This window comes from Veillonellaceae bacterium (assembly GCA_012523975.1).
Taxonomy (GTDB): domain Bacteria; phylum Bacillota; class Negativicutes; order JAAYSF01; family JAAYSF01; genus JAAYSF01.
In genome coordinates this window covers 1-20655 of the sequence record JAAYSF010000017.1, presented here as the reverse complement: position 1 = coordinate 20655, position 20655 = coordinate 1, and the positions used below count along the sequence as shown (strand labels likewise).

Annotated in this window: 25 protein-coding genes and 1 riboswitch; all 25 genes read left to right on the top strand. The window is 41.7% G+C overall.

All coding sequences use genetic code 11. The features are described 5' to 3' along the window. Window positions 1-5 precede the first annotated feature (5 nt). Complete coding sequence (ftsY, locus tag GX348_02475) at window positions 6-929, top strand: signal recognition particle-docking protein FtsY (GenBank protein NLP41053.1); 924 nt, start codon at window positions 6-8, stop codon at window positions 927-929. Window positions 930-1042: 113 nt separating this feature from the next. Then, complete coding sequence (locus GX348_02470; protein NLP41052.1) at window positions 1043-1402, top strand: YlxM family DNA-binding protein; 360 nt, start codon at window positions 1043-1045, stop codon at window positions 1400-1402. Between the two features lies 1 nt (window position 1403). After that, on the top strand, window positions 1404-2756 hold the full coding sequence (ffh, locus tag GX348_02465; protein ID NLP41051.1) for a signal recognition particle protein: 1353 nt from the start codon (window positions 1404-1406) through the stop codon (window positions 2754-2756). Window positions 2757-2804: 48 nt separating this feature from the next. Continuing rightward, a complete protein-coding gene (gene rpsP / locus GX348_02460; GenBank protein ID NLP41050.1) occupies window positions 2805-3086 on the top strand; it encodes a 30S ribosomal protein S16 in 282 nt (93 codons plus the stop codon). A gap of 5 nt (window positions 3087-3091) precedes the next feature. Next, window positions 3092-3319: a KH domain-containing protein gene (locus GX348_02455; protein ID NLP41049.1), complete on the top strand. Its 228-nt coding sequence runs from the start codon at window positions 3092-3094 to the stop codon at window positions 3317-3319. An 18-nt stretch (window positions 3320-3337) separates the two neighbouring features. Then, window positions 3338-3745 (top strand): 16S rRNA processing protein RimM, encoded by a 408-nt coding sequence (locus GX348_02450; GenBank protein NLP41048.1) that lies wholly within the window; start codon window positions 3338-3340, stop codon window positions 3743-3745. A 2-nt stretch (window positions 3746-3747) separates the two neighbouring features. Beyond that, on the top strand, window positions 3748-4248 hold the full coding sequence (gene rimM / locus GX348_02445; GenBank protein ID NLP41047.1) for a 16S rRNA processing protein RimM: 501 nt from the start codon (window positions 3748-3750) through the stop codon (window positions 4246-4248). Window position 4249: 1 nt separating this feature from the next. After that, window positions 4250-4996 carry a tRNA (guanosine(37)-N1)-methyltransferase TrmD gene (gene trmD / locus GX348_02440; GenBank protein ID NLP41046.1) on the top strand — a complete coding sequence of 249 codons (747 nt, stop codon included), beginning with the start codon at window positions 4250-4252 and terminating at the stop codon, window positions 4994-4996. A gap of 1 nt (window position 4997) precedes the next feature. Further along, a complete protein-coding gene (locus GX348_02435; protein NLP41045.1) occupies window positions 4998-5573 on the top strand; it encodes an RNA methyltransferase in 576 nt (191 codons plus the stop codon). 126 nt (window positions 5574-5699) lie between these two features. Further along, window positions 5700-6041, top strand: coding sequence for a 50S ribosomal protein L19 (rplS, locus tag GX348_02430; protein NLP41044.1), 342 nt, complete (start codon window positions 5700-5702; stop codon window positions 6039-6041). A gap of 104 nt (window positions 6042-6145) precedes the next feature. Continuing rightward, the gene (gene lepB / locus GX348_02425) at window positions 6146-6673 is read left to right on the top strand and encodes a signal peptidase I (protein NLP41043.1); all 528 of its coding nucleotides are present in this window, start codon (window positions 6146-6148) and stop codon (window positions 6671-6673) included. Between the two features lie 154 nt (window positions 6674-6827). Continuing rightward, complete coding sequence (gene ylqF, locus GX348_02420; GenBank protein NLP41042.1) at window positions 6828-7688, top strand: ribosome biogenesis GTPase YlqF; 861 nt, start codon at window positions 6828-6830, stop codon at window positions 7686-7688. A 126-nt stretch (window positions 7689-7814) separates the two neighbouring features. After that, on the top strand, window positions 7815-8603 hold the full coding sequence (locus GX348_02415) for a ribonuclease HII (GenBank protein NLP41041.1): 789 nt from the start codon (window positions 7815-7817) through the stop codon (window positions 8601-8603). Then, a complete protein-coding gene (locus GX348_02410; protein ID NLP41040.1) occupies window positions 8593-9741 on the top strand; it encodes a hypothetical protein in 1149 nt (382 codons plus the stop codon). The genes GX348_02415 and GX348_02410 overlap by 11 nt, the downstream gene beginning before the upstream one ends. Before the next feature lie 15 nt (window positions 9742-9756). Then, complete coding sequence (locus tag GX348_02405) at window positions 9757-10041, top strand: flagellar biosynthesis (GenBank protein NLP41039.1); 285 nt, start codon at window positions 9757-9759, stop codon at window positions 10039-10041. Window positions 10042-10051: 10 nt separating this feature from the next. Then, window positions 10052-11116: an HD-GYP domain-containing protein gene (locus GX348_02400; GenBank protein ID NLP41038.1), complete on the top strand. Its 1065-nt coding sequence runs from the start codon at window positions 10052-10054 to the stop codon at window positions 11114-11116. A gap of 75 nt (window positions 11117-11191) precedes the next feature. After that, the gene (locus GX348_02395; protein NLP41037.1) at window positions 11192-11551 is read left to right on the top strand and encodes a YraN family protein; all 360 of its coding nucleotides are present in this window, start codon (window positions 11192-11194) and stop codon (window positions 11549-11551) included. Between the two features lie 46 nt (window positions 11552-11597). Then, window positions 11598-13118: a YifB family Mg chelatase-like AAA ATPase gene (locus GX348_02390; protein NLP41036.1), complete on the top strand. Its 1521-nt coding sequence runs from the start codon at window positions 11598-11600 to the stop codon at window positions 13116-13118. Window positions 13119-13219: 101 nt separating this feature from the next. Next, window positions 13220-13807 carry a hypothetical protein gene (locus GX348_02385; protein NLP41035.1) on the top strand — a complete coding sequence of 196 codons (588 nt, stop codon included), beginning with the start codon at window positions 13220-13222 and terminating at the stop codon, window positions 13805-13807. Next, a complete protein-coding gene (locus GX348_02380; protein ID NLP41034.1) occupies window positions 13797-15032 on the top strand; it encodes a type II and III secretion system protein in 1236 nt (411 codons plus the stop codon). The genes GX348_02385 and GX348_02380 overlap by 11 nt, the downstream gene beginning before the upstream one ends. Before the next feature lie 28 nt (window positions 15033-15060). After that, on the top strand, window positions 15061-15567 hold the full coding sequence (locus GX348_02375) for a YqeG family HAD IIIA-type phosphatase (GenBank protein NLP41033.1): 507 nt from the start codon (window positions 15061-15063) through the stop codon (window positions 15565-15567). Between the two features lie 16 nt (window positions 15568-15583). Beyond that, window positions 15584-16429, top strand: coding sequence for a shikimate dehydrogenase (locus GX348_02370; GenBank protein ID NLP41032.1), 846 nt, complete (start codon window positions 15584-15586; stop codon window positions 16427-16429). Window positions 16430-16503: 74 nt separating this feature from the next. Continuing rightward, window positions 16504-16589: riboswitch (cyclic di-GMP riboswitch) on the top strand. Window positions 16590-16719: 130 nt separating this feature from the next. Further along, on the top strand, window positions 16720-18396 hold the full coding sequence (gene gspE / locus GX348_02365) for a type II secretion system ATPase GspE (protein ID NLP41031.1): 1677 nt from the start codon (window positions 16720-16722) through the stop codon (window positions 18394-18396). 13 nt (window positions 18397-18409) lie between these two features. Next, entirely contained in the window at window positions 18410-19468 is a 1059-nt protein-coding gene (locus GX348_02360) for a type IV pilus twitching motility protein PilT (GenBank protein ID NLP41030.1), read from the top strand. 24 nt (window positions 19469-19492) lie between these two features. Continuing rightward, on the top strand, window positions 19493-20655 hold a 1163-nt coding region (locus tag GX348_02355), incomplete at its 3' end, for a type II secretion system F family protein (GenBank protein NLP41029.1).

The window sequence follows — 20655 nt, the reverse complement described above, 5'->3', positions numbered from 1 at the left end:
TTATCATGGGATTTTTTGATAAGTTAAAAGCAGGTTTAGAGAAGACGCGTAAAAGTTTTACGGAAAAAATCGAACAACTTGTTATCGGCTATGCTAAAATCGATGACGAATTTATTGATGACCTTGAGGCCGTTTTACTTTCGGCTGATGTAGGTGTTAAAACAACAACTAAATTAATTGAGGAAGTTCGTAAAGGAATAAAAGCTAAAGAAATTCAGTCACCGGACGATCTGAAACCATTTTTGCAAAGGCAGATAAGCGCTATTCTTGGCGAGGGCTCTACTGAGTTACTTCGCGCAGTCCAGCCACCTACTGTGATCATGGTGGTAGGCGTAAATGGGGTAGGCAAAACGACAACTATCGGGAAACTAGGTAATTATTATCGGGAGCATGGTGCTAAAGTTGTTTTGGCGGCTGGTGATACATTTCGTGCTGCGGCTATTGAGCAGCTTGAAATCTGGGGCCAACGAATCGGAGCCGAAGTTATTAAGCATTCCCACGGCTCCGATCCGGCTGCTGTTGCTTTTGATGCCGTTCAGTCTGCTAAGGCAAAGAAAGCGGACGTTCTTATTATCGATACCGCCGGTCGACTTCACACCAAATCAAATCTTATGGATGAATTAAAAAAGGTTAGACGAGTAATTACTCGCGAACTGCCCGATGCTCCGCATGAAACCCTTCTCGTTCTTGATGCCACTACCGGGCAAAATGCTATAAGCCAGGCAAAAATCTTCTCGGACGCCTGTGATATTACTGGTGTCGTGCTTACTAAACTTGACGGAACAGCAAAAGGCGGTGTAGTTGTAGCTATAAAATCAGAGCTTAATTTACCGGTCAAACTCATTGGGGTCGGGGAAGGCGTTAACGACTTGCGCCCATTCATACCGAGCGAGTTTGCTAAGGCTTTATTCCTTAATCAAAAGGGGTAAAGTTCTAGGTAAAGTTTTTTAACTGACAAGTAATAATGCTTGACATATCTTATTAGGTTAATTATACTATTAAATGTAAAGGCAATTACCTTGTCAGCAAGCAGGTGAGAAAAATGTTGGATAAAGTTCTTCGCATCGGTCCTTTATTTGATTTTTATGGAGCCTTACTGACCGATAAGCAGCGACAGTGCATAGAAATGCACTATTTAAATGATTTTTCTCTTTCAGAAATAGCAAGTGAATTTAACGTTTCAAGACAAGCTGTTCATGACATCCTGCGGCGCGCTGAACAAACTCTTGAAGAATATGAATATAAGCTGCAACTAGTTGAGCGTTGTCGACGTGAGCAGCAATATATACGGGAAGTTTATAGTTTATTAAAAGGTCTGCCCTTACAATTAAAACGAAATCCAGATATTAACCAGGCGCTGATTAGATTGGATGACCTAATAGATTGGCAAAAGGGGGTGTAGTATGGTTTTTGAGGGATTAGCCGATAAACTGCAGCAGACGTTTAAAAAGCTTCGGGGCAAAGGCAAATTATCTGAGTCCGATGTAAATGATGCAATGCGCGAAGTTAGGATGGCTCTTTTAGAAGCAGATGTCAACTTCAAAGTTGTAAAAGATTTTATTACAAAAGTAAAGGAACGAGCTGTTGGCCAAGAAGTTTTGGGAAGTCTTACTCCGGGTCAGCATGTAATTAAGATAGTAAATGAAGAACTAACTAACCTCATGGGTGGAACTCAAAGCCGTATTACAATATCTTCGCGCCCGCCGACAATTATAATGCTTGTCGGCTTGCAAGGGGCAGGTAAGACAACAACAGCCGGCAAATTAGCCCTTTTACTTAAGAAGCAAAACAAGCGGCCATTATTGGTAGCCGCTGACGTGTATCGCCCCGCGGCTATTAAACAGTTGCAGGTATTAGGCGAACAATTAGAACTACCAGTTTTTACAATCGAAGACAATAAAAATCCGGTTGAAATTGCCGAAAAAGCTATCGAATATGCTAATTCTCACGCGCGAGATCTAATAATAATTGATACTGCTGGCCGCCTGCATATAAATCAGGAATTAATGCAGGAGCTTAAAGCAATAAAAGCAACTGTGAAGCCCCATGAAATTTTACTGGTAGTCGATGCAATGACGGGTCAAGATGCTGTTACTGTCGCTGAATCCTTTAATAATGATCTAGGACTTGACGGAGTAATTTTAACTAAGCTTGACGGCGATGCTCGTGGTGGTGCTGCACTTTCCGTTAAAGCAGTTACCGGACAGCCGATAAAATTCGCAGGCATGGGTGAAAAACTTGATGCTTTGGAACCATTCCATCCTGACCGTATGGCCTCAAGAATCCTTGGTATGGGTGATGTCCTCAGCTTAATTGAAAAAGCGCAGACCAACATGGACTTGGAACAAGCCAAGGAAATGGAGAAAAAGCTTCGTAAAGAGGATTTTACACTTGATGATTTCCTGGATCAGCTGCAGCAGGTTAAAAAATTAGGACCGCTTGAACAAGTTCTATCAATGCTCCCGGGTATGGGTAATATTAAGAATCAGCTAAAGGATGCCAAAATTGACGAAAAAGAACTTGGGCGGGTTGAGGCTATCATTCGTTCCATGACTAAGAAAGAACGTCGCGATCCGGCGATAATCAACGGCAGCCGCCGTAAAAGGATCGCGGTCGGCAGCGGTACTAAAGTTCAAGACGTAAACAAATTATTAAAGCAATTTGCTGAAGCTAAGAAAATGATGAAACGCTTTCAAAGCATGCAAAAAAGTGGAAAAAAATCACTGGGCGGTTTCAAACTTCCCTTCATGCGTTAAGTATTTTTCTAAAATATAAAGGAGACTCTATAAAGGAGGTGAATGTTCATGGCAGTAAAAATTCGCTTAAACCGGATGGGTGCTAAAAAAAGCCCTTTCTATCGTGTAGTAGTTGCTGACTCACGCTCTCCGCGTGATGGTCGTTTTATCGAAATTCTTGGTAATTACGATTCCACAAAAGATCCGGCTATTGTCAATATTGATGAAGAAAAAGCTATTGATTGGCTTAAAAAAGGTGCACAACCTACTGATACAGTTAAAGCTCTTTTCAGTCAAGTCGGCATTATGAAAAAGTGGGATGAATTAAAGCGCACTAAGAAAGAAGTGTGATAACTATGAAAGATATTATTGAAGTTATCGCCAAATCGCTGGTTAAGAACCCTGACCAAGTTAACGTAACAGAGTCTATTGATAGAGACACTACTGTATATGAATTGCGCGTGGCTCCTGAAGATATGGGAAAAGTTATTGGTAAGCAAGGCCGCATCGCTAAAGCTTTGCGGACAGTAGTCAAGGCTGCTGCTACTCGCGCTAATAAGAGAGTCGTAATCGAAATTATCTGATGAAAAGGCGGACTAAACATGGATAGCATAACCTTAAAATGTCCGGTTACCATTAAAGCCAAAGTAACCGAAGACTTAAAACAACAATTGGCGGCCGAAATTCAGGACGCTTTGAAAAAAGCCGACATGGAACTTCAGCAAATTGACTTTCATGCCAAACGTGTTATGGCTGAACAGGCTAAACAAGATGCACAAGGTTTAGTAGCCCTTCGTCAGCAAATTGATGCTGAGAAGCAGAAACGTCTCGACTTTAAAAACCATATGGTCGAAAAACTAAAAGAAACAGCGCAACTCGAAATTGGTGCCGAAATCGTTCAAGGAACGCTCGAAAGGATTGTCGAAGTACGCATTGGCGATGATTTAAACAAAATTGTCAATACTGAGATTTTGCTGGAGAATGGCAAAGTAATCTCTTTTCGCAGCTAACTATGAGAAATGAACTGATTGTCATTGGTCAAATCGTTGCCCCGCACGGTGTGCGGGGTGACGTTCGTGTTTTCCCCCATACGGACTTTCCTGAAAGATTCGCCAAAACCAAAAGAGTTGTACTTGAAGACGGCAGCGCGCTCGATGTTGAAAACGCAAAATTTCATAAACAGTTTGTACTGGTAAAATTCCGTAACGTCAATACAATGAATGATGCGGAGAAATTACGAGGCAAGCTCCTTCATGTAAACCGCCAAGATGTTGTTCCTTTACCTGAAGGGCATTTCTACCATTTCGATATAATCGGCCTAAAGGTATATACTGAGTCCGGAGAATATCTCGGCATAGTAACTGATATTCTCGAGACCGGCAGTAATGACGTGTACGTTACGGAACAGGAAGATCAAAAGCCTATCCTCATACCTGCTTTGAAAGAAGTTGTATTAAAAATTGACATCCCGAGTGGCAGGATGACGGTAAAATTACAGGAAGAATGGGAATAACATGATTATTGATATTATTTCCTTATTTCCAGAGATGTTTGAAGGGCCATTGGGTCACAGTATAATCAAACGCGCCCGCGACGCAGATATTTTAAAGGTCTCTGTTACCAATCCTCGTGATTTTACTTTCGATAAACATCGGATTGTCGATGATTACCCCTTTGGCGGCGGTTCAGGTATGGTAATGAAACCAGAACCTATCTTTAGGACTGTTGAGAATATCGCTAGTCAAAGCACAGCTAAAAACCGACGTATTATTATGATGTGCCCTAGTGGTCAGCGCCTAGATCAAGCTAAGGTGCGGGACCTTGCACATTATGAGCATCTAATCCTTATCTGCGGCCATTACGAAGGTATTGACGAGCGAGTTAAACAATTTTTAGTGGACGAAACCATTTCGGTTGGCGATTATGTTTTAACAGGCGGGGAATTGCCTGCTATGATAGTTGTAGATGCTGTTGCCCGAATGCTGCCCGGCGTTTTAGGCAGTAGTGAGTCTGCTCCGCATGATTCTTTTTATAATGGATTACTAGAATATCCGCAATATACACGGCCTCGCGAATTTAACGGCATGAAAGTGCCAGACATTTTGCTTTCGGGCGATCATGCTAAGATAAATCGCTGGCGCCAAAAAGAGTCCTTAAAAAAAACTTTGGAGTGTCGTCCGGACCTCTTGGAAAATGCTGAATTAAGTTCAGAAGACGCCAAATTATTGGCTGAGGTTATTAAAGAACAGTCGGGAGGCTAAAATGTCAGCTCCTGTATATCTGGGTTTAGTACATTACCCAATTTATAATAAAAATGGCGAAATCATCACTACTGCGATAACTAACTTTGATATTCACGATATTGCCCGTACTTCGCGAACCTATGATATTAAGCAATATTTTATAATTCACCCCTTGGAATCACAGGCCGAACTTGCTCGGAATATAATAAGCTACTGGCAGGATGGGTACGGCAGTCAGTATAACCCTGACCGCAAAGAAGCATTTAGTATTCTAAAAATTATGCCTGATATTGAGAAAGCTGTAGAATTCATAAAAAATGCTGAAGGTGAGCATCCTGTAATTATTACAACTGACGCACGTAAGTTTGATAATACGGTCTCTTATATTAAGGTACGTAACGATATTGCAAGCGGCAATAAACCTTGTTTACTCCTTTTTGGTACCGGTTGGGGAATGGAAAGGTCAGTCATGAAAATGTTTGACTATATCTTGGAACCAATCTACGGTCCTTGTGATTATAACCATTTGCCTGTTCGCGCTGCGGTAGCAATTATTTTAGATAGATTATTAGGTGAAAATTGGTGGAGTAAATGAAATATTCCTTGAGTTTCCTAGGATGATATGATAAAATTTTTACGGTGTAAAACGGACGGTCCTCTGCCTGATATTTCTAAAAAATACTATTTGGGTTATGAACGTCTAGTATAAGGAGGAACTACATTGAACATTATTCAAGCATTAGAACAAGAACAACTTCGAAAAGACATCCCTTCATTCAGAGCTGGAGATACAGTTCGCGTGCATGTTAAGGTTGTTGAGGGCAATCGTGAACGTATCCAGGTTTTTGAAGGCGTTGTAATTCATCGTCAAGGCGGCGGTGTTCGTGAAACTTTCACTGTAAGACGTGTGTCCTACAATGTTGGTGTGGAACGTACTTTCCCTGTTCATTCCCCGCGTATTGACAGAATTGAAGTTACTCGTAGGGGCATTGTTCGTCGTGCTAAATTGTACTACCTGCGCAACCTCACTGGTAAAGCAGCACGTATCAAAGAAAGACGCTAGGTTGTATAAGGGACTGTTTGCAGTCCCTTTATTCATTTTTATTTAAATGAACTGCTCTTAGTAAATAAGCGTTATCACAGGTTTTACGGCAGGAGGGATAATAAGTGAAAAGCTCAAGCTTAGGTGAAGAAGTCAAGGATTGGATAGTTTCAATTCTGATTGCCGTTGTTTTAGCATTCTTTATCAGACATTACATTGTCGAATTATATATGGTAGAAGGTCCGTCCATGCGTCCTACCTTGCAAAACGGGGAAAGGCTTGTTGTAAATAAGTTTATATATCGATTCAACAAACCGACTAAAGGTGAAATAATTGTTTTTCGCTATCCTCGTGACCCAAGCCGAGACTTTATTAAGCGGGTAATCGCAGAGCCCGGTGATACAATTGAAATTAAAGATGGACGCGTTTTTGTTAACGGTCAGTTATTAAACGAACCATACATATTGGATAAAACACGTGGTTCATATAATTTGGCAACAGTACCGGATGGGCATATTTTTGTAATGGGCGACAACCGTAACAATTCCGAGGACAGCAGATACCGTGATGTCGGATTCGTATCTTATGATCTTGTTAAAGGTAAAGCTGTAATGATTTTCTGGCCGCTTGACCACATAAAATCCCTTCCCTAAGGCCAAACTATTGACATTAAAATGAGATTGCCACCTGCGTTGCGCGTTCGCAATAACTATGACCATTTATCTAGCGTGTCATGGCGATTAGCACAATTGAATGGCCATCTCAATTTTTTTAGAACTGTAATTTCCGTTAGAGAGTAGTGATACCATGGAACAAGATATCAAAATTAATTGGTTTCCTGGTCATATGGCTAAAGCTCACAGGATGATCCAGGAAAGCCTAAAATTAGTCGACGTCGTCATCGAGCTATTAGATGCACGTATTCCTGTAAGCAGTTCAAATCCAATGATTAGTTCAGTTGTTCTCGATAAGCCGCGTGTTATTGCACTCAATAAAGCTGACCTCGCAGAACCGGAGTGGACTGAAAGATGGAGTACTCATTTTAAGAGTAAAGGCTTGCAGGTAGTCGCTATTGAGGCAGTGACCGGTAAAGGTGCTAAAACTCTAATTTCTAAGGTCGAACAGGCCGCGAGTCCGAAAATTGAAAAACTTAAAGCTAAAGGTCTCAAGCCACGGGCTGTACGAGCCATGATTTTAGGCATACCCAACGTTGGTAAATCATCATTAATTAATCGGCTCTTGGGCAATGTTGTCGTCAAAACAGCAGACAAACCTGGCGTTACCCGCGGTAAACAATGGATTAAGATTGGCCGCAACTTAGAACTCCTGGATACTCCAGGCGTGCTTTGGCCAAAATTGGAAGATCCCGATGTTGCTTTTAATCTTGCAGTAACAGGAGCGATAAACGATGAGGTTTACGATATGGAACAGGTCATTGCAAAGTTCATCCTTTATTTGCGGGAAAATTATGGTTCCAGACTAATAGAACGTTATAACCTTAAAGAGCCGCTTCCGGAGGAGCCATCAGAAATACTGAATCAAATCGGCGCTAAGCGCGGCTGTTTACGTAGCGGCGGTATAGTCGATTATGAAAAAGTAAATCGGATAATATTAAACGAATTTCGTAATGGTAAATTAGGCAAATTTACCTTAGACAAACTAGAGTAAGATTCTTAGACCGCTACAAAGCGGTCTTTTTTTATCCCATAACAGGGATTTGGACATACTTCAAGAATATAAATAAATAACCAATAATCAGATATTTATATCGTAAAGATTCACGGAGGGTTAATATTGCAAATTGCCAACATGACTGTGGCAAATGTTTCACAGCTTTTAGAAAGTGATACTGTCTCACAAGAGTTAATAACTTTATTAAAACAAGATCCACGTATTAGTGTGGCTCAGCTCATTAAAAAGTGGGAACGCCGCCAAGCCCAAACGCTATTAGAACAAAAAAGGCTATACGACCTTTTTAAGTTTGAGCGCTCACTATACGAGCAAGGCTTTGAATTGATTGCCGGTGTTGATGAGGCCGGTAGGGGTCCGTTAGCTGGCCCGGTAGTTATAGGCGCAGCAATTTTACCAGCCAATTTTAACCTGCCTAGACTAAATGATTCTAAAAAAGTTTCCGCGAAACAACGCGAGTTATTATATGACAAGATCAAACAAAGTGCAATCTCAACGGCTTTTTCGATCGTAGATGTAGCTACGATTGATGAAATTAACATTTATCAGGCAACGGTTAAAGGAATGTATGAGGTAGTTGATCAGTTAAATCCTGCCCCCCATGCTGTACTTATTGATGCAGTTCCGCTACCAGATTTAAATATCTATGCCGCATCAATTATTAATGGTGATGCCTTGAGTGCATCGATCGCGGCAGCTTCGATAATAGCTAAAGTTGAACGGGATAGAATTATGGATCGCTATGACCTCGAATATCCACAGTACGGTTTTGCGCGTCATAAAGGCTATGCAACTGCCGAACATTTTGCTGCGCTTGTAGAACATGGACCATGCCCAATACATCGGCAGAGTTTTGAGCCGATAAAAACGTTGGTGAAAGATTATGAAGATTAGCCTTCCGTCTTCTGATAATGCATTAGCTAGCCTTAATATTCAAAATAACCAACAACTAACCGATTCCAATAATAGTTCTGGTGTTACTTTAGTTAAGCAGACTCATTTTTCGGTTGAACAAGCTGTTAACAGTTTGTTAAAAGAAATTGCGACATCCATCCGTAATCGGGAAAATCTTATCAACTTATTACCTGTCAATTTAAAAGACGCCGCGATTAAAGTTATTCAGCAAAATACAGCTGCTCCGGAAAATTTTTTACAGGGGCTTGCTGCTTTGGCGAGTAGTCAAAAAACTGCTGCTGATAAACTCTTCAAGCTTATAGCGGCTATCCAGGATGCTCAAGTCATCAAAGAAAGTTTTACGCTAGAACAGCAAAAATCACAGGTTTATATACAGACTTTAGATGATTTTTGGGCGCCATTGCTTAAAGCAGACTCCAATTTAGGTAAATTACTTTCCGAAAGTAGCTTTTTGTTGCTTGCTAAATACATAAGCGAGAATACTAATTTGAAGCAGCTTATACAAAAGACATTTAATCAAAAATTTCCTGATACACAATATATGACCATTAAAGAAATCTTGGTAATGTTTGCGAAAACAGCACCTGAAAGCCTAGTTCAGTTTGCTGAAAAAAACTTATTACCAGAGCTCATAATGCTATGGGCTAGTATAAAGCTCAAAAATGCCTTGCCTTGGTTAGATATGAATACCCAGCAAGTGCAAAAGTCGTCCGATATATTGCAGCAACTAGCAACATCATTGCAAACTCATACCGCTGGTAGCGAAGAAACAGGGGCTACTGCCACTAATCAGAAGCTATTTAGTGTAACCATACCTCTGTATTTTGAAAATGCTACCAAGCCTTATCCAGCGTACATTCATGTCTACCAAGACGCTAAGGAGGAGGACGGAGAGCGGCGTCAACAAACACCGGAAACTTGGTTGCGGGTTTGCTTGTCTACTGAGAACATTGGTATTGTCGATATTGTATTTCGGTTATACCAGGAAAACCTTATTAACGTCAGTGTAGCTTTCTCCTTAAACAGCGCAGCAAATGTATTTACCGAATATTTGCCTGAAATTGAAACCCGTTTATCCAGCTCAACTTTGAAATTAACAGATATAAAAGTAAAATAATGCGCAGGTGTTTTCATGAGCAAAAATGAAGAAAAGACCATGCAAGCCATTGCCCTTAGTTATAATGCAAAAAATGCTGCACCTAAAGTTGTCGCAAAGGGCTCCGGCTATATTGCCGATAAGATTGTTTTCTCAGCCAAACAAAATTCTGTCCCAATATATCAAAATAAAACTTTGGCCGGGATGTTAATGGCAGTTGATATTGATCGAGAAATTCCGCCTGAGTTATATCAAGCTGTTGCTGAAATATTGGCATATGTATACCGTGTCGACCAAAGGTTGGGAAAACGGCAAAAATAGGAGGAATTAGATGCGTCGTATTCTACTCGATAATATAACTCCTGGTATGAAGCTGGCAAAACCGCTCTACAGCGCAGACGGTATGATACTATTAAATGCCGGTATCGAGCTAAAGGATAGGTTCATTGGACGTCTGCGCGAATTGGACGTAACTTACATATATATTGAAGATGAACTTACCGATGATATTGATATTCCAGATGTAATTAATGAAAAGACTCGAATTGAATCAATTGTATCAGCAAAAAACATCATCGAAGGCGTAAAAGTAGGTAAAAGTGTCGATGCAGACCAAGCGAAAAAGGTTGCAAATCTTCTTGTAGACGAGCTTTGCCGCAATCATGGCACACTAGTTAGCTTTATTGATATGCGTACTCAAAATGATTATCTATTTGGCCATTCGGTTAACGTTTGCGTGTTAGCTATAATGACAGGCCTAAGCCTTGGTTATGATGAATTACGTTTACGAGATTTAGGTGTAGGAGCCTTGCTTCATGATATCGGTAAAACTAAACTTTCCGCGGAGTTACTTAATAAAACTGGCAGACTAACCAATGATGAAATTCAAGAAATAAAAAAACACCCGTACTTAGGCTTTGAAATTCTTCGCAAAAACCCAGATATAAGCCTAGTTTCTGCCCATTGTGCCTTTCAGCATCATGAACGCTATGACGGCAGCGGCTATCCCCGTGCTTTCAAAGGAAGTGATATCCACCAGTTTGCTCACATTGTGGCTATAGCCGATGTTTATGATGCTTTGACATCTGATGCCACTTACCGTAAAGCAATGCCGGTGTATGAGGCTGTAGCTATAATTTCTAAAGCTGCCGGAAGTTACTTTGATGCTGACTTGGTTAGTAAGTTCACTGAAAACATCGCAATATACCCAATTGGTTCAGTCGTACGGTTAAATAACAATCAATTAGGAGTAGTTGTTGATATATCACGTGATAGTAAAACCAAACCCGTTGTGCGCATTATAATGGACGAAAATAAACGTCATATGAATAAGCTATTAGAGATTGACCTGTCCAAGAATCCAAGACTATATATCGCCGATGTAGTAGAACGGTAAAAAATTACAACTTCATACCATTTTAGGCAGGAAGTTGTAATTTTTTAGGGAATATAGGTATCGAGGTGTCTGCATGTGAATCGAATAATAACTGGCAACATAGGCGAACAAGCTGCCGCTGCTTTTTTACAGCATTCCGGTTATAAAATCCTGGCCCAAAATTTTCGCTGTAAAACCGGTGAAATTGATATCATTGCTGAACACTGCGGCGTAATTGTTTTTGTTGAGGTAAAAACTAGGCGAAACACATTGTTTGGCTCTCCGGCAGAGGCCGTTACCCATAAAAAACAACAAAAAATTATTAAGACTGCCTTATATTATCTAAACATGATACGAAAGCCTTACGGCCCATGTCGCTTTGATATATTAGAAGTTTTTTTGGTACAGCATCAGAATCCTAGCTGCAATCATATCGTAAATGCGTTTGGCAGTTAGACTAAATTCCAGAACGCTTCCTAAGCGGTTAAGTGAGGTAGAACCAGTGTTTGCACAAACATTAGGCTCAACTACATTAGGTCTTAACGGTATTATAATTACTGTAGAAGCAGATATCGCTAATGGGCTGCCAAGTTTTGATATCGTTGGGCTGCCGGATGCCGCAGTTAAGGAATCTCGTGAGCGGGTACGAGCAGCAATAAAAAATTCAGGCTTTGAGTTCCCAGCAAAAAGGATAACGATCAATCTTGCGCCAGCCGAACTCAAAAAAGATAGTTCTGGTCTCGATTTGCCAATAGCTGTCGGAATTTTAGCCGCAAGCGGTTATCTAAACCTAAAGGTTTTAGAATCAAAACTATTTGCGAGTGAATTATCGCTTGACGGAAAACTACGAGGAATTTCTGGTACTTTACCAATCGCAATAAATTGTGCCGAAAGTGGTGTTACACAAATTTTCGTTGCACCGGATAATACTCAAGAAGCTTTGTTAGTTGGTAATCTGACAGTATACTCACCGACCTCCCTAAATCAGTTAGTATTGCATTTACGAGGTGAGCAAATATTAGACCCGTCACTTAAAGAACCCAGTCCCGCTCAACAAATAACCTATGAAGATTTCGCCGACGTTCAAGGGCAATCAGTTGCCAAGCGGGCACTTGAAATCGCAGCCGCGGGCGGTCACAATGTCTTAATGATTGGCCCGCCAGGCTCGGGCAAGACAATGCTAGCGCGGCGCATTCCTTCGATACTGCCGTCGATGACCGAACGCGAATCACTTGAGGTAACTAAAATTTACAGTGTAGCTGGACTAATGCAAAAAATTGGCGGGCTTATAGCAACACGGCCATTTCGAAATCCACACCATACTATTTCTCACGCTGGCATGATCGGTGGAGGGCGTATACCTAGACCTGGCGAAGTAACACTCAGCCATCATGGTGTACTATTTCTTGATGAACTGCCTGAGTTTCCCCGAATGGTGCTGGAGGTTCTGCGACAGCCGCTTGAAGATGGACAAGTTACCATTTCTAGGGTTAACGCCTCACTCTCTTATCCTGCAAAATCCATTCTCATTGCTGCTATGAATCCGTGTCCGTGTGGTTATCTGACCGATCCTATCCACGAATGCACTTGCAGCAGCAGCGATATTAATCGCTATGTACGAAGGATATCTGGGCCCTTGCTGGACAGAATTGATATCCATATAAATGTACCTCGACTGCAGTATGATGAGATGACCAATATTTCCCTAGTTGAAACATCAGCACAAATTCGCCAGCGAGTTGAAGCAGCCCGAAAGCTTCAGCATAATCGCCTAGAACAGTTTGGGATATTCTGCAATGCTCAGATGAGCCATAAGCATATCAAGCAAACTTGTTCCATGACACCTGGCGCTCAAAATCTGCTTAAAGCAGCTTTTGATAAGATGGGACTGAGCGCCAGAGCTTATGACCGTATTGTTAAGGTAGCCCGAACTATTGCTGACCTTAATAACATAGATGTTATCAATGAGGCGCATATTGGTGAGGCGATTCATTATCGGAGTAGCCTCGATAACCTGTCGTGAAGGTAATAATTGTCTCTCTTAATCTTGGAGGTAATCTGAATCGAGCTGTTGAATACATAATACCTTCTTATTTAAATTATTATATTGGAGGTGAGCGTTGCTTGTTAAAGCTCGGAAAACTATCAGGCAAAGAATGCCCGCCCAATCGACGTTTAAAGATTTTTATCGGCGTTTTTATAGTTTTACTTACATATTATGTAACAACATCAACCGAACCAGCGGGAACGGCATCTGTATCACCAGTAAAACAGCAGGTTAAACAAATTAAGCAAAGTGGGCTAGTTAATTCTAAGCCGGTAATGCCCAACGGATATCAGAATGAAAAAGTTACACGTAATCCCTTTGCTTTGCCGCCCGATATGGTTGCCAAAAATGCTAATAAAGTTAGTCCCTCGAATTTAACACCTAAGAATTTACCGTCTGACACACCATCTGTTATTCAGGGATCCGTCCTGCCTAAAGAAGCCTTACCAAGCCTCCGACTTACAGGAATTATTACATCCCCGGATATGAGATTGGCAGTAATCCACTCTGCTGGCAAAAGCAAATCTTATCAAATAAATGATTCTTTGGGAACCTATAAAGTAGCAGCAATTTCGGATGACACCGTATTGCTTCACGGTCCGAGCGGTCCAAAAGTCCTTAACCTCGATACGGTACATAAGGGAGAAGCCAAAAATGCGAAATAAAATGATAATAATACTAAGCGCACTTATAATACTGCTTGTACCCAATCTTTGTAGTGCAAACTCTACTTCGTTTGATATTAATTTCGTGGATGAGGATTTGCGTACTGTATTATACACGCTTGCAACCATTGGCGGTGTCGATATCGTCGTCGATGATTCTGTAAAAGGTAAAGTAACCATGAAGCTTAAAGATGTCAGTTTTGAAACAGCTCTGAATCTTGTTACCCGCGCAAAAGGCTTGTCCTATCGAAAGATTAACAATGCAGTAATCATTGAGCCGTCCGATATCGGCGCAACAGAAGTTCTTAAACTTAACTATGCGCAAGTTAGCGATATTCAAACAGCATTAAAGCCGTTACTGACTGATTTAAAACTAAAAGCTGAGGCTGATAATACCTCTAACTCTCTGGTAATCAGCGGTTCAATCACAGGAATCGACCGCGTGAAAACCATACTTGCTACTTTGGATGTTCCTCAGCAGCAAGTTGAACTAGAGGCTAAGGTTGTAGCCATTAACAAAACTCACTCTAAAGATACCGGTATAGATTGGTCTTGGGAGGCTACTCCGCAATTTCCGGAGGTAACCCACGAATATGAATATGTGCCGACAGAGGACGGTAAGTCTACTATAATGGTACCAAAAACAACTGTTACACGTGATAGTCATAAAGGTATAATTCGTTTTGGTCGAAATCCAGAAGGCTATCCCTATGAATTTTACTATCAGGCTAAAATTAACGCTTTGATTAGCAATGGCAACGCTAAAATGCTGGCTCAGCCTAAAGTTATGACCATAAACGGCAAAGAAGCCCGTATTCTAATCGGTGATCGTGTTCCTGTTCCCGTTGAAAGCACTGATAGCGCCGGAAAAACAACAACCAAGATTGACTATATTGATGCCGGTATTAAACTGACCTATACGCCAGTTATTAATACGGATGGCCTCATTACAGCGAAAGTACGCACAGAAGTCAGTTCACCTTCCTTGGTAGACTCAATCAAAGCCTACCGTATTACAACTCGCGAAGCGGAAACTAATGTCCGGATGAAAGACGGCGAAACTCTGGTAATCGGCGGACTGATTGGTAACGATGAATCGCAGATGAAAAACAAGGTTCCTTTTTTAAGTGACCTCCCAATTCTCGGTAAGCTATTTCAAAGCAGTCATAACAGCAACAATGATACTGAAGTTGTGATCTTTCTCACAGCTCGTGTTGTAAAATAATATTTGAAAATACAGATGGGGGTTTCTCTTGTATAACTTGTTATGTCCGCGCCTAATTATCGGCTCGCTGCAGGATATTAATATTGAGATGTTAATCGAAAGCGGTATACGCGGCCTGATCTTTGACCTTGATAATACCATCATTCCTTGGGATAGCCCAAACATGGGCCCAAAAGAGACTGAAGTTATACACAATCTTATTAGCAAGGGCTTAAAAATTTGTCTGGTCTCAAATAACCGTAATAAACGAGTTAATGAAATAGCCGGACTATTCGGTATTCCTTTTATTTCACGGGCGTATAAACCTGCTAAAAACGGTTTTAAACGGGCCGCCCTCATTATGGAACTTTCCCCTGAAGAAGTTGCAGTAGTCGGCGATCAGTTATACACCGATATTTTGGGTGGCAACCGCCTCGGCATGTATACTATTTGGGTAAAGCCATTAAGTTCACGCGAGTTTATCGGCACAAAAATTACCCGACAGCTTGAGAAACTAACAGTACGTATCCTTAAAGCTAAAGGCCTACTAAAGTAACTTGGAGGAAAAACCATTGATTACAGGCAAAACAAAACTAGTCGGCATATTAGGATGGCCAGTTGAGCATTCTCTATCGCCGGCTATCCATAATTCGGCCTTTGCGGTTTGTGGCCTTGATTATACTTATATACCTTTGCCGACACAGCCCGAAAGCCTAGAATCAGCAGTAATCGGTTTAAAAGCTTTGGGTTTTTCAGGCGCAAATGTAACAATACCGCATAAAGTAGCAATAATGCCTTATCTGGATGAAATTGATAATAATGCAAAGATTATCGGAGCTGTTAATACTGTAGTTATAAAAAACGGGAGAAGTATTGGCTATAATACCGATGCAGAAGGGTTCGTGAATGCATTATTAATTAAGAAGACAAAAATCCATAATGCCAAGGTTGCAATATTGGGGGCAGGCGGGGCAGCACGAGCCATCGTATGCGGATTGCTGAATCATGGTGCCCGAAAGATAATTGCTGGCGCCCGCAATGACAGGAAAGCTATTGAGTTTGCTAAAAGCTTCAACGATGCCAGAATTACCGGAATGACTTGGCAGGATAACGGCTTCGGCAGCTATCTACAAGAGACAGATATACTGATAAACTCTACGCCCCTAGGAATGTACCCAAATTTAAATTCACAGCCTCCTGTCATTTGGGAGACAGTAAGTAAACATGCAGTAGTTTGTGACATAGTATATAACCCATATCGAACCATGTTTCTAACATCTGCCGCTAAACGAGGCCATGATATAGTTACGGGAGATGGAATGCTGGTCGAACAGGCTGCGATTGCCTTTGAGTTATGGACAGGAGTAAAGGCGCCACGTCAAACAATGTATGAGATTGTCAATAAATTCTCAACTTAATTCAGAAAAATATCCATAATTTGTTTAATATGCAGGAAAACCACGATATTGTACGAATTTTATATAATACCAATTAAATAAAAGGGTGCAATGAAGTTCATGGTCAAATATGGGCACTTTAGCCTGGACTGAGCAAGTAGTGCAACCGACCAAACGATATTTTTATTTATTGAATGTCTGCGGTTGCTTTTTTAATCTATCAGTTTTACATCTTTATTTTAACAGCAGTTGACGAGGGTAGGTTCATTTCTATTCTTTATGATAGGTTTTAATAGTCAAGGCGGTGTGAAATGTTTAAAGGACGAAAGCGCTTAGGTAATCTGCTGATAGAGGCAGGAATAATTACTAAAGAACAACTGGATAAGGCTCTTAGCGTACAGCAGAAAACCAATGAACGTCTCGGCAGGGTATTGCTCAATCTTGGTTATGTATCTGAAGACAGTATGATTGAGGTTTTGGAATTTCAGCTTGGTGTGCCGCACGTTGATTTAGCCAATCTGCCAATAACCAAAGAAGTTGCTGCTGCCATACCGGTAAGTCTGGCTGAACGCTATCAAATAATTCCGATTAAGCGCGAAGGAAAAAAACTCACGTTGGCGATGGTCGACCCAACTAACTTTTACGCGATTGATGACGTAAGAATGGTTACTAACTGTGAAATCGACACAGTCATTGCTGCTGAACGGGAAATAATGAGGGCCATAAGCCAAGCTTATGGTGTTCAGGACTTAGTAGATAAAGCCGTAAATAAGCTTAAGCCTGAAGACTATCAAACAATGACCGAATTTCAAACAGCCGACGATGCGCCAATAATCAGCTTGGTTAACTCGTTGTTTAGTCAGGCTGTTCGTGAACGGGCAAGTGATATACATATCGAGCCGCAAGACAAAACGCTCCGCGTCCGGTTTCGGATCGACGGTATTTTGCGTGAAATATCCAGTTTTACGAAAGATATTTATGCTGCTATCGTATCCCGAATAAAGATTATGGCTGAAATGGATATTGCCGAAAAACGTTTGCCGCAAGATGGCAGAATCAAGATAAGAGACGCCGGACGGGATATTGATATTCGGGTTTCTACCTTGCCGACTATTCTCGGTGAGAAGGTAGTTATGCGTATTCTTGATAAAAAGGCCGTTATTTTAGATATTAGTAAGCTTGGGTTTTCCTCCGATAATCTATATCGCTACCGAAGACTTTTCTCGCAATCTTATGGCATGATTTTAGTTACAGGTCCTACCGGCTCTGGTAAAACAACGACACTTTATTCAACATTATCGGAAATAAGCTCGCCGGAAAAAAACGTCATCACAGTAGAAGATCCTGTCGAGTATCGTGTAGACGGTATCAACCAGGTTCAGGTTAATCCTAAAGCCGGTTTAACCTTTGCGAGCGGGCTACGGTCAATATTGCGGCAAGACCCCAATATCGTAATGGTTGGCGAAATACGCGATGGTGAAACAGCTGATATAGCTGTGAGAGCGGCGCTTACCGGGCACCTTGTATTAAGTACCCTGCATACTAATGATGCTCCAGGGGCAATTACCAGACTTACCGACATGGGGGTAGAACCTTTTCTGGTAGCATCTTCAGTGTTGGGCGTAATTGCCCAGCGGTTAGTCCGATTGATTTGTCCCGAATGCCGTAAATCATATACTCTCGAACCTGATTCAGTTGAGCGGTTATTCTTAGGACTAGCTCCGGATCAGCCGATAACACTGTATCATGGATCAGGCTGCGCTAGCTGCGGCTATACCGGTTACCACGGCAGGATTGCGATCCATGAAGTTATGCCGGTTAGCACCCAAATACGCGAACTTATCAATAAAGGGGCCTCTTCCGATAAATTTGCTACCATTGCCAAGCAGGAAGGTATGTTATCGATGCGGGAAGACGGCATTAATAAAGCAATACAAGGATTAACTACTGTCGCCGAAGTCATGCGCGTCGCGTATGCGGGCGTTTAATGGGGGATAACGCATGATGATGGAAGCCTTACTCAGAACAGCAGTCGAAAGGAATGCCTCCGATATTCATATCACAGTAGGAGTACCGCCAGTTTTTCGAATTAACGGCAGCCTAGTGCATTATGAATCGCCCGCACTTTTACCCTCCGACACTATGGCTTTCTTTGATGAAATAACCACTCAAGAGCAACGACAAAAGCTTGCGCTTAACGGCGAACTCGATTTTTCGTTTGCTATTCAAGGTGTTAGCCGTTTTCGTGTCAATGCCTTCCGCCAGCGGGGCTCTTTAGCGATTGCGATTAGGGTTGTCAATGAGCAGGTACCAACCTTGGACAAGCTTGGCCACCCAGAAATACTAAAAACCTTTGCCCGTCAGCATCGTGGTCTAGTATTGGTTACCGGTCCTACCGGCAGTGGTAAATCAACAACCTTGGCTGCCATGCTTAAGCTGATCAATGAAGAGCGCTCTTGCCATATCATAACGCTTGAAGATCCAATAGAGTATCTGCATAAGCATAATAAAAGCATTGTTAATCAGCGCGAGATTCACTCAGATTCACTTTCTTTTGCTAATGCTTTACGAGCTGCCTTACGTGAAGACCCTGATGTAATTTTAGTCGGCGAAATGCGGGATGTCGAAACCATCGGTATAGCTGTTACGGCTGCCGAAACCGGCCACTTGGTTTTTGCCACTCTGCACACCGGCGATGCTGCCCAAACTATTGATAGAATAATTGATGTTTTCCCGCCTCACCAACAGCAGCAGATAAGAATCCAACTGTCACTTACCCTACAGGGTATCGTTTGTCAGCAACTGCTGCCCCGCCTTGATGGAAATGGCAGGGTAGTCGCTTTAGAAATCCTCACAGTAAATCCGGCAGTGCGTAACTTAATCCGGGAAGGCAAATCCCATCAGCTAGTATCTGTAATTCAGACAGGCGCTAGATTTGGCATGCAATCGATGGATATGTCGCTAAAGGATCTTTACCGCCGGGGGATTATCTCCTATGAGGATGCCTTAGCCCGGGCCATAAACCAAGAGACTTTTGTTCGCCTAGTCAACGGATTATAACAATATTTTTATTAGGTGGTAGACATGTCTACAACATTTATTTACAAAGCCAAGGATCGAAGCGGCCAACTACTGACTGGTAGCATCCTGGCCGACAGCGAAGCAGCAGTTGCTTCTTACATTCGAGAAAAGGGCTATTTTGTCACTCAGATTAAAAAGAAGAGCAGTTCTAACTCTATAGAAGGTCTTCTAGAAAACCTACATCGAGTTAGTACAAAGGACTTAGCTGTTGTCTGTCGTCAATTTTCAACAATGGTAGATGCCGGACTATCGCTTGTAGCCTGCCTAAATATCCTGATAGAACAATCAACTAATCCGCGTCTTAAAACTGCCTTGCAGGATGTCTATAAAAAGGTAAAAGAAGGCGAGATGTTATCGCGTGCTTTAGCCGACCATGCTAATATTTTCCCGGCTATAATGATAAACATGGTTGAGGCCGGTGAAGTAGGCGGAGTGCTTGACGATGTTTTAGGCCGCTTGGCAACGCATTTCGAAAAAGAGCATAAACTCAATGAAAAAGTAAAGTCGGCGATGACTTACCCGGCCGTAGTCCTGTCAATGGCCTTCATTGTAGTAATTTTTATTCTTACCTTCGTATTACCGACTTTTATGCAGATGTTCATTGGTATGAAGATGGAACTTCCATTGCCGACTAAAATATTGATGGGCTTGAGCGAATTTCTCCGTGAGTATGCATTACTGCTATTTATAGCCTTCTTGCTTTCTAGCATTGGACTAGCCATAACAGTTAAAAAACCTAAGGCCAGAAAAACAGTCGATGAATTAATTCTCAAGATGCCTATATTCGGCGTACTTGCCCGCAAAATCGCCATTGCCCGCTTTAGCCGGACGCTAAGCACCTTAGTCAGAGGCGGCGTACCTATTCTAAGTGCTCTCGAAGTCGTCAAAAAGACTATGGGCAACCTCAGTATGGTTGACGCCTTAGGCAAGGCTCAAGTCAATGTTAAAGAAGGCATTGGTCTTGCCCAAACGTTAGGCTCCAGTAAGGTATTTACCCCAATGGTTATTCAAATGGTGGCTATCGGGGAAGAAAGCGGTTCTCTAGATAAAATGTTGGAAAAAATTGCTGACTTTTACGAGAGTGAAGTTGACGATATGGTCGGCCGACTGAGCAGTATTCTGGAACCCGTAATTGTCGGGATATTAGGAGTGGTAATTGGCTTTAT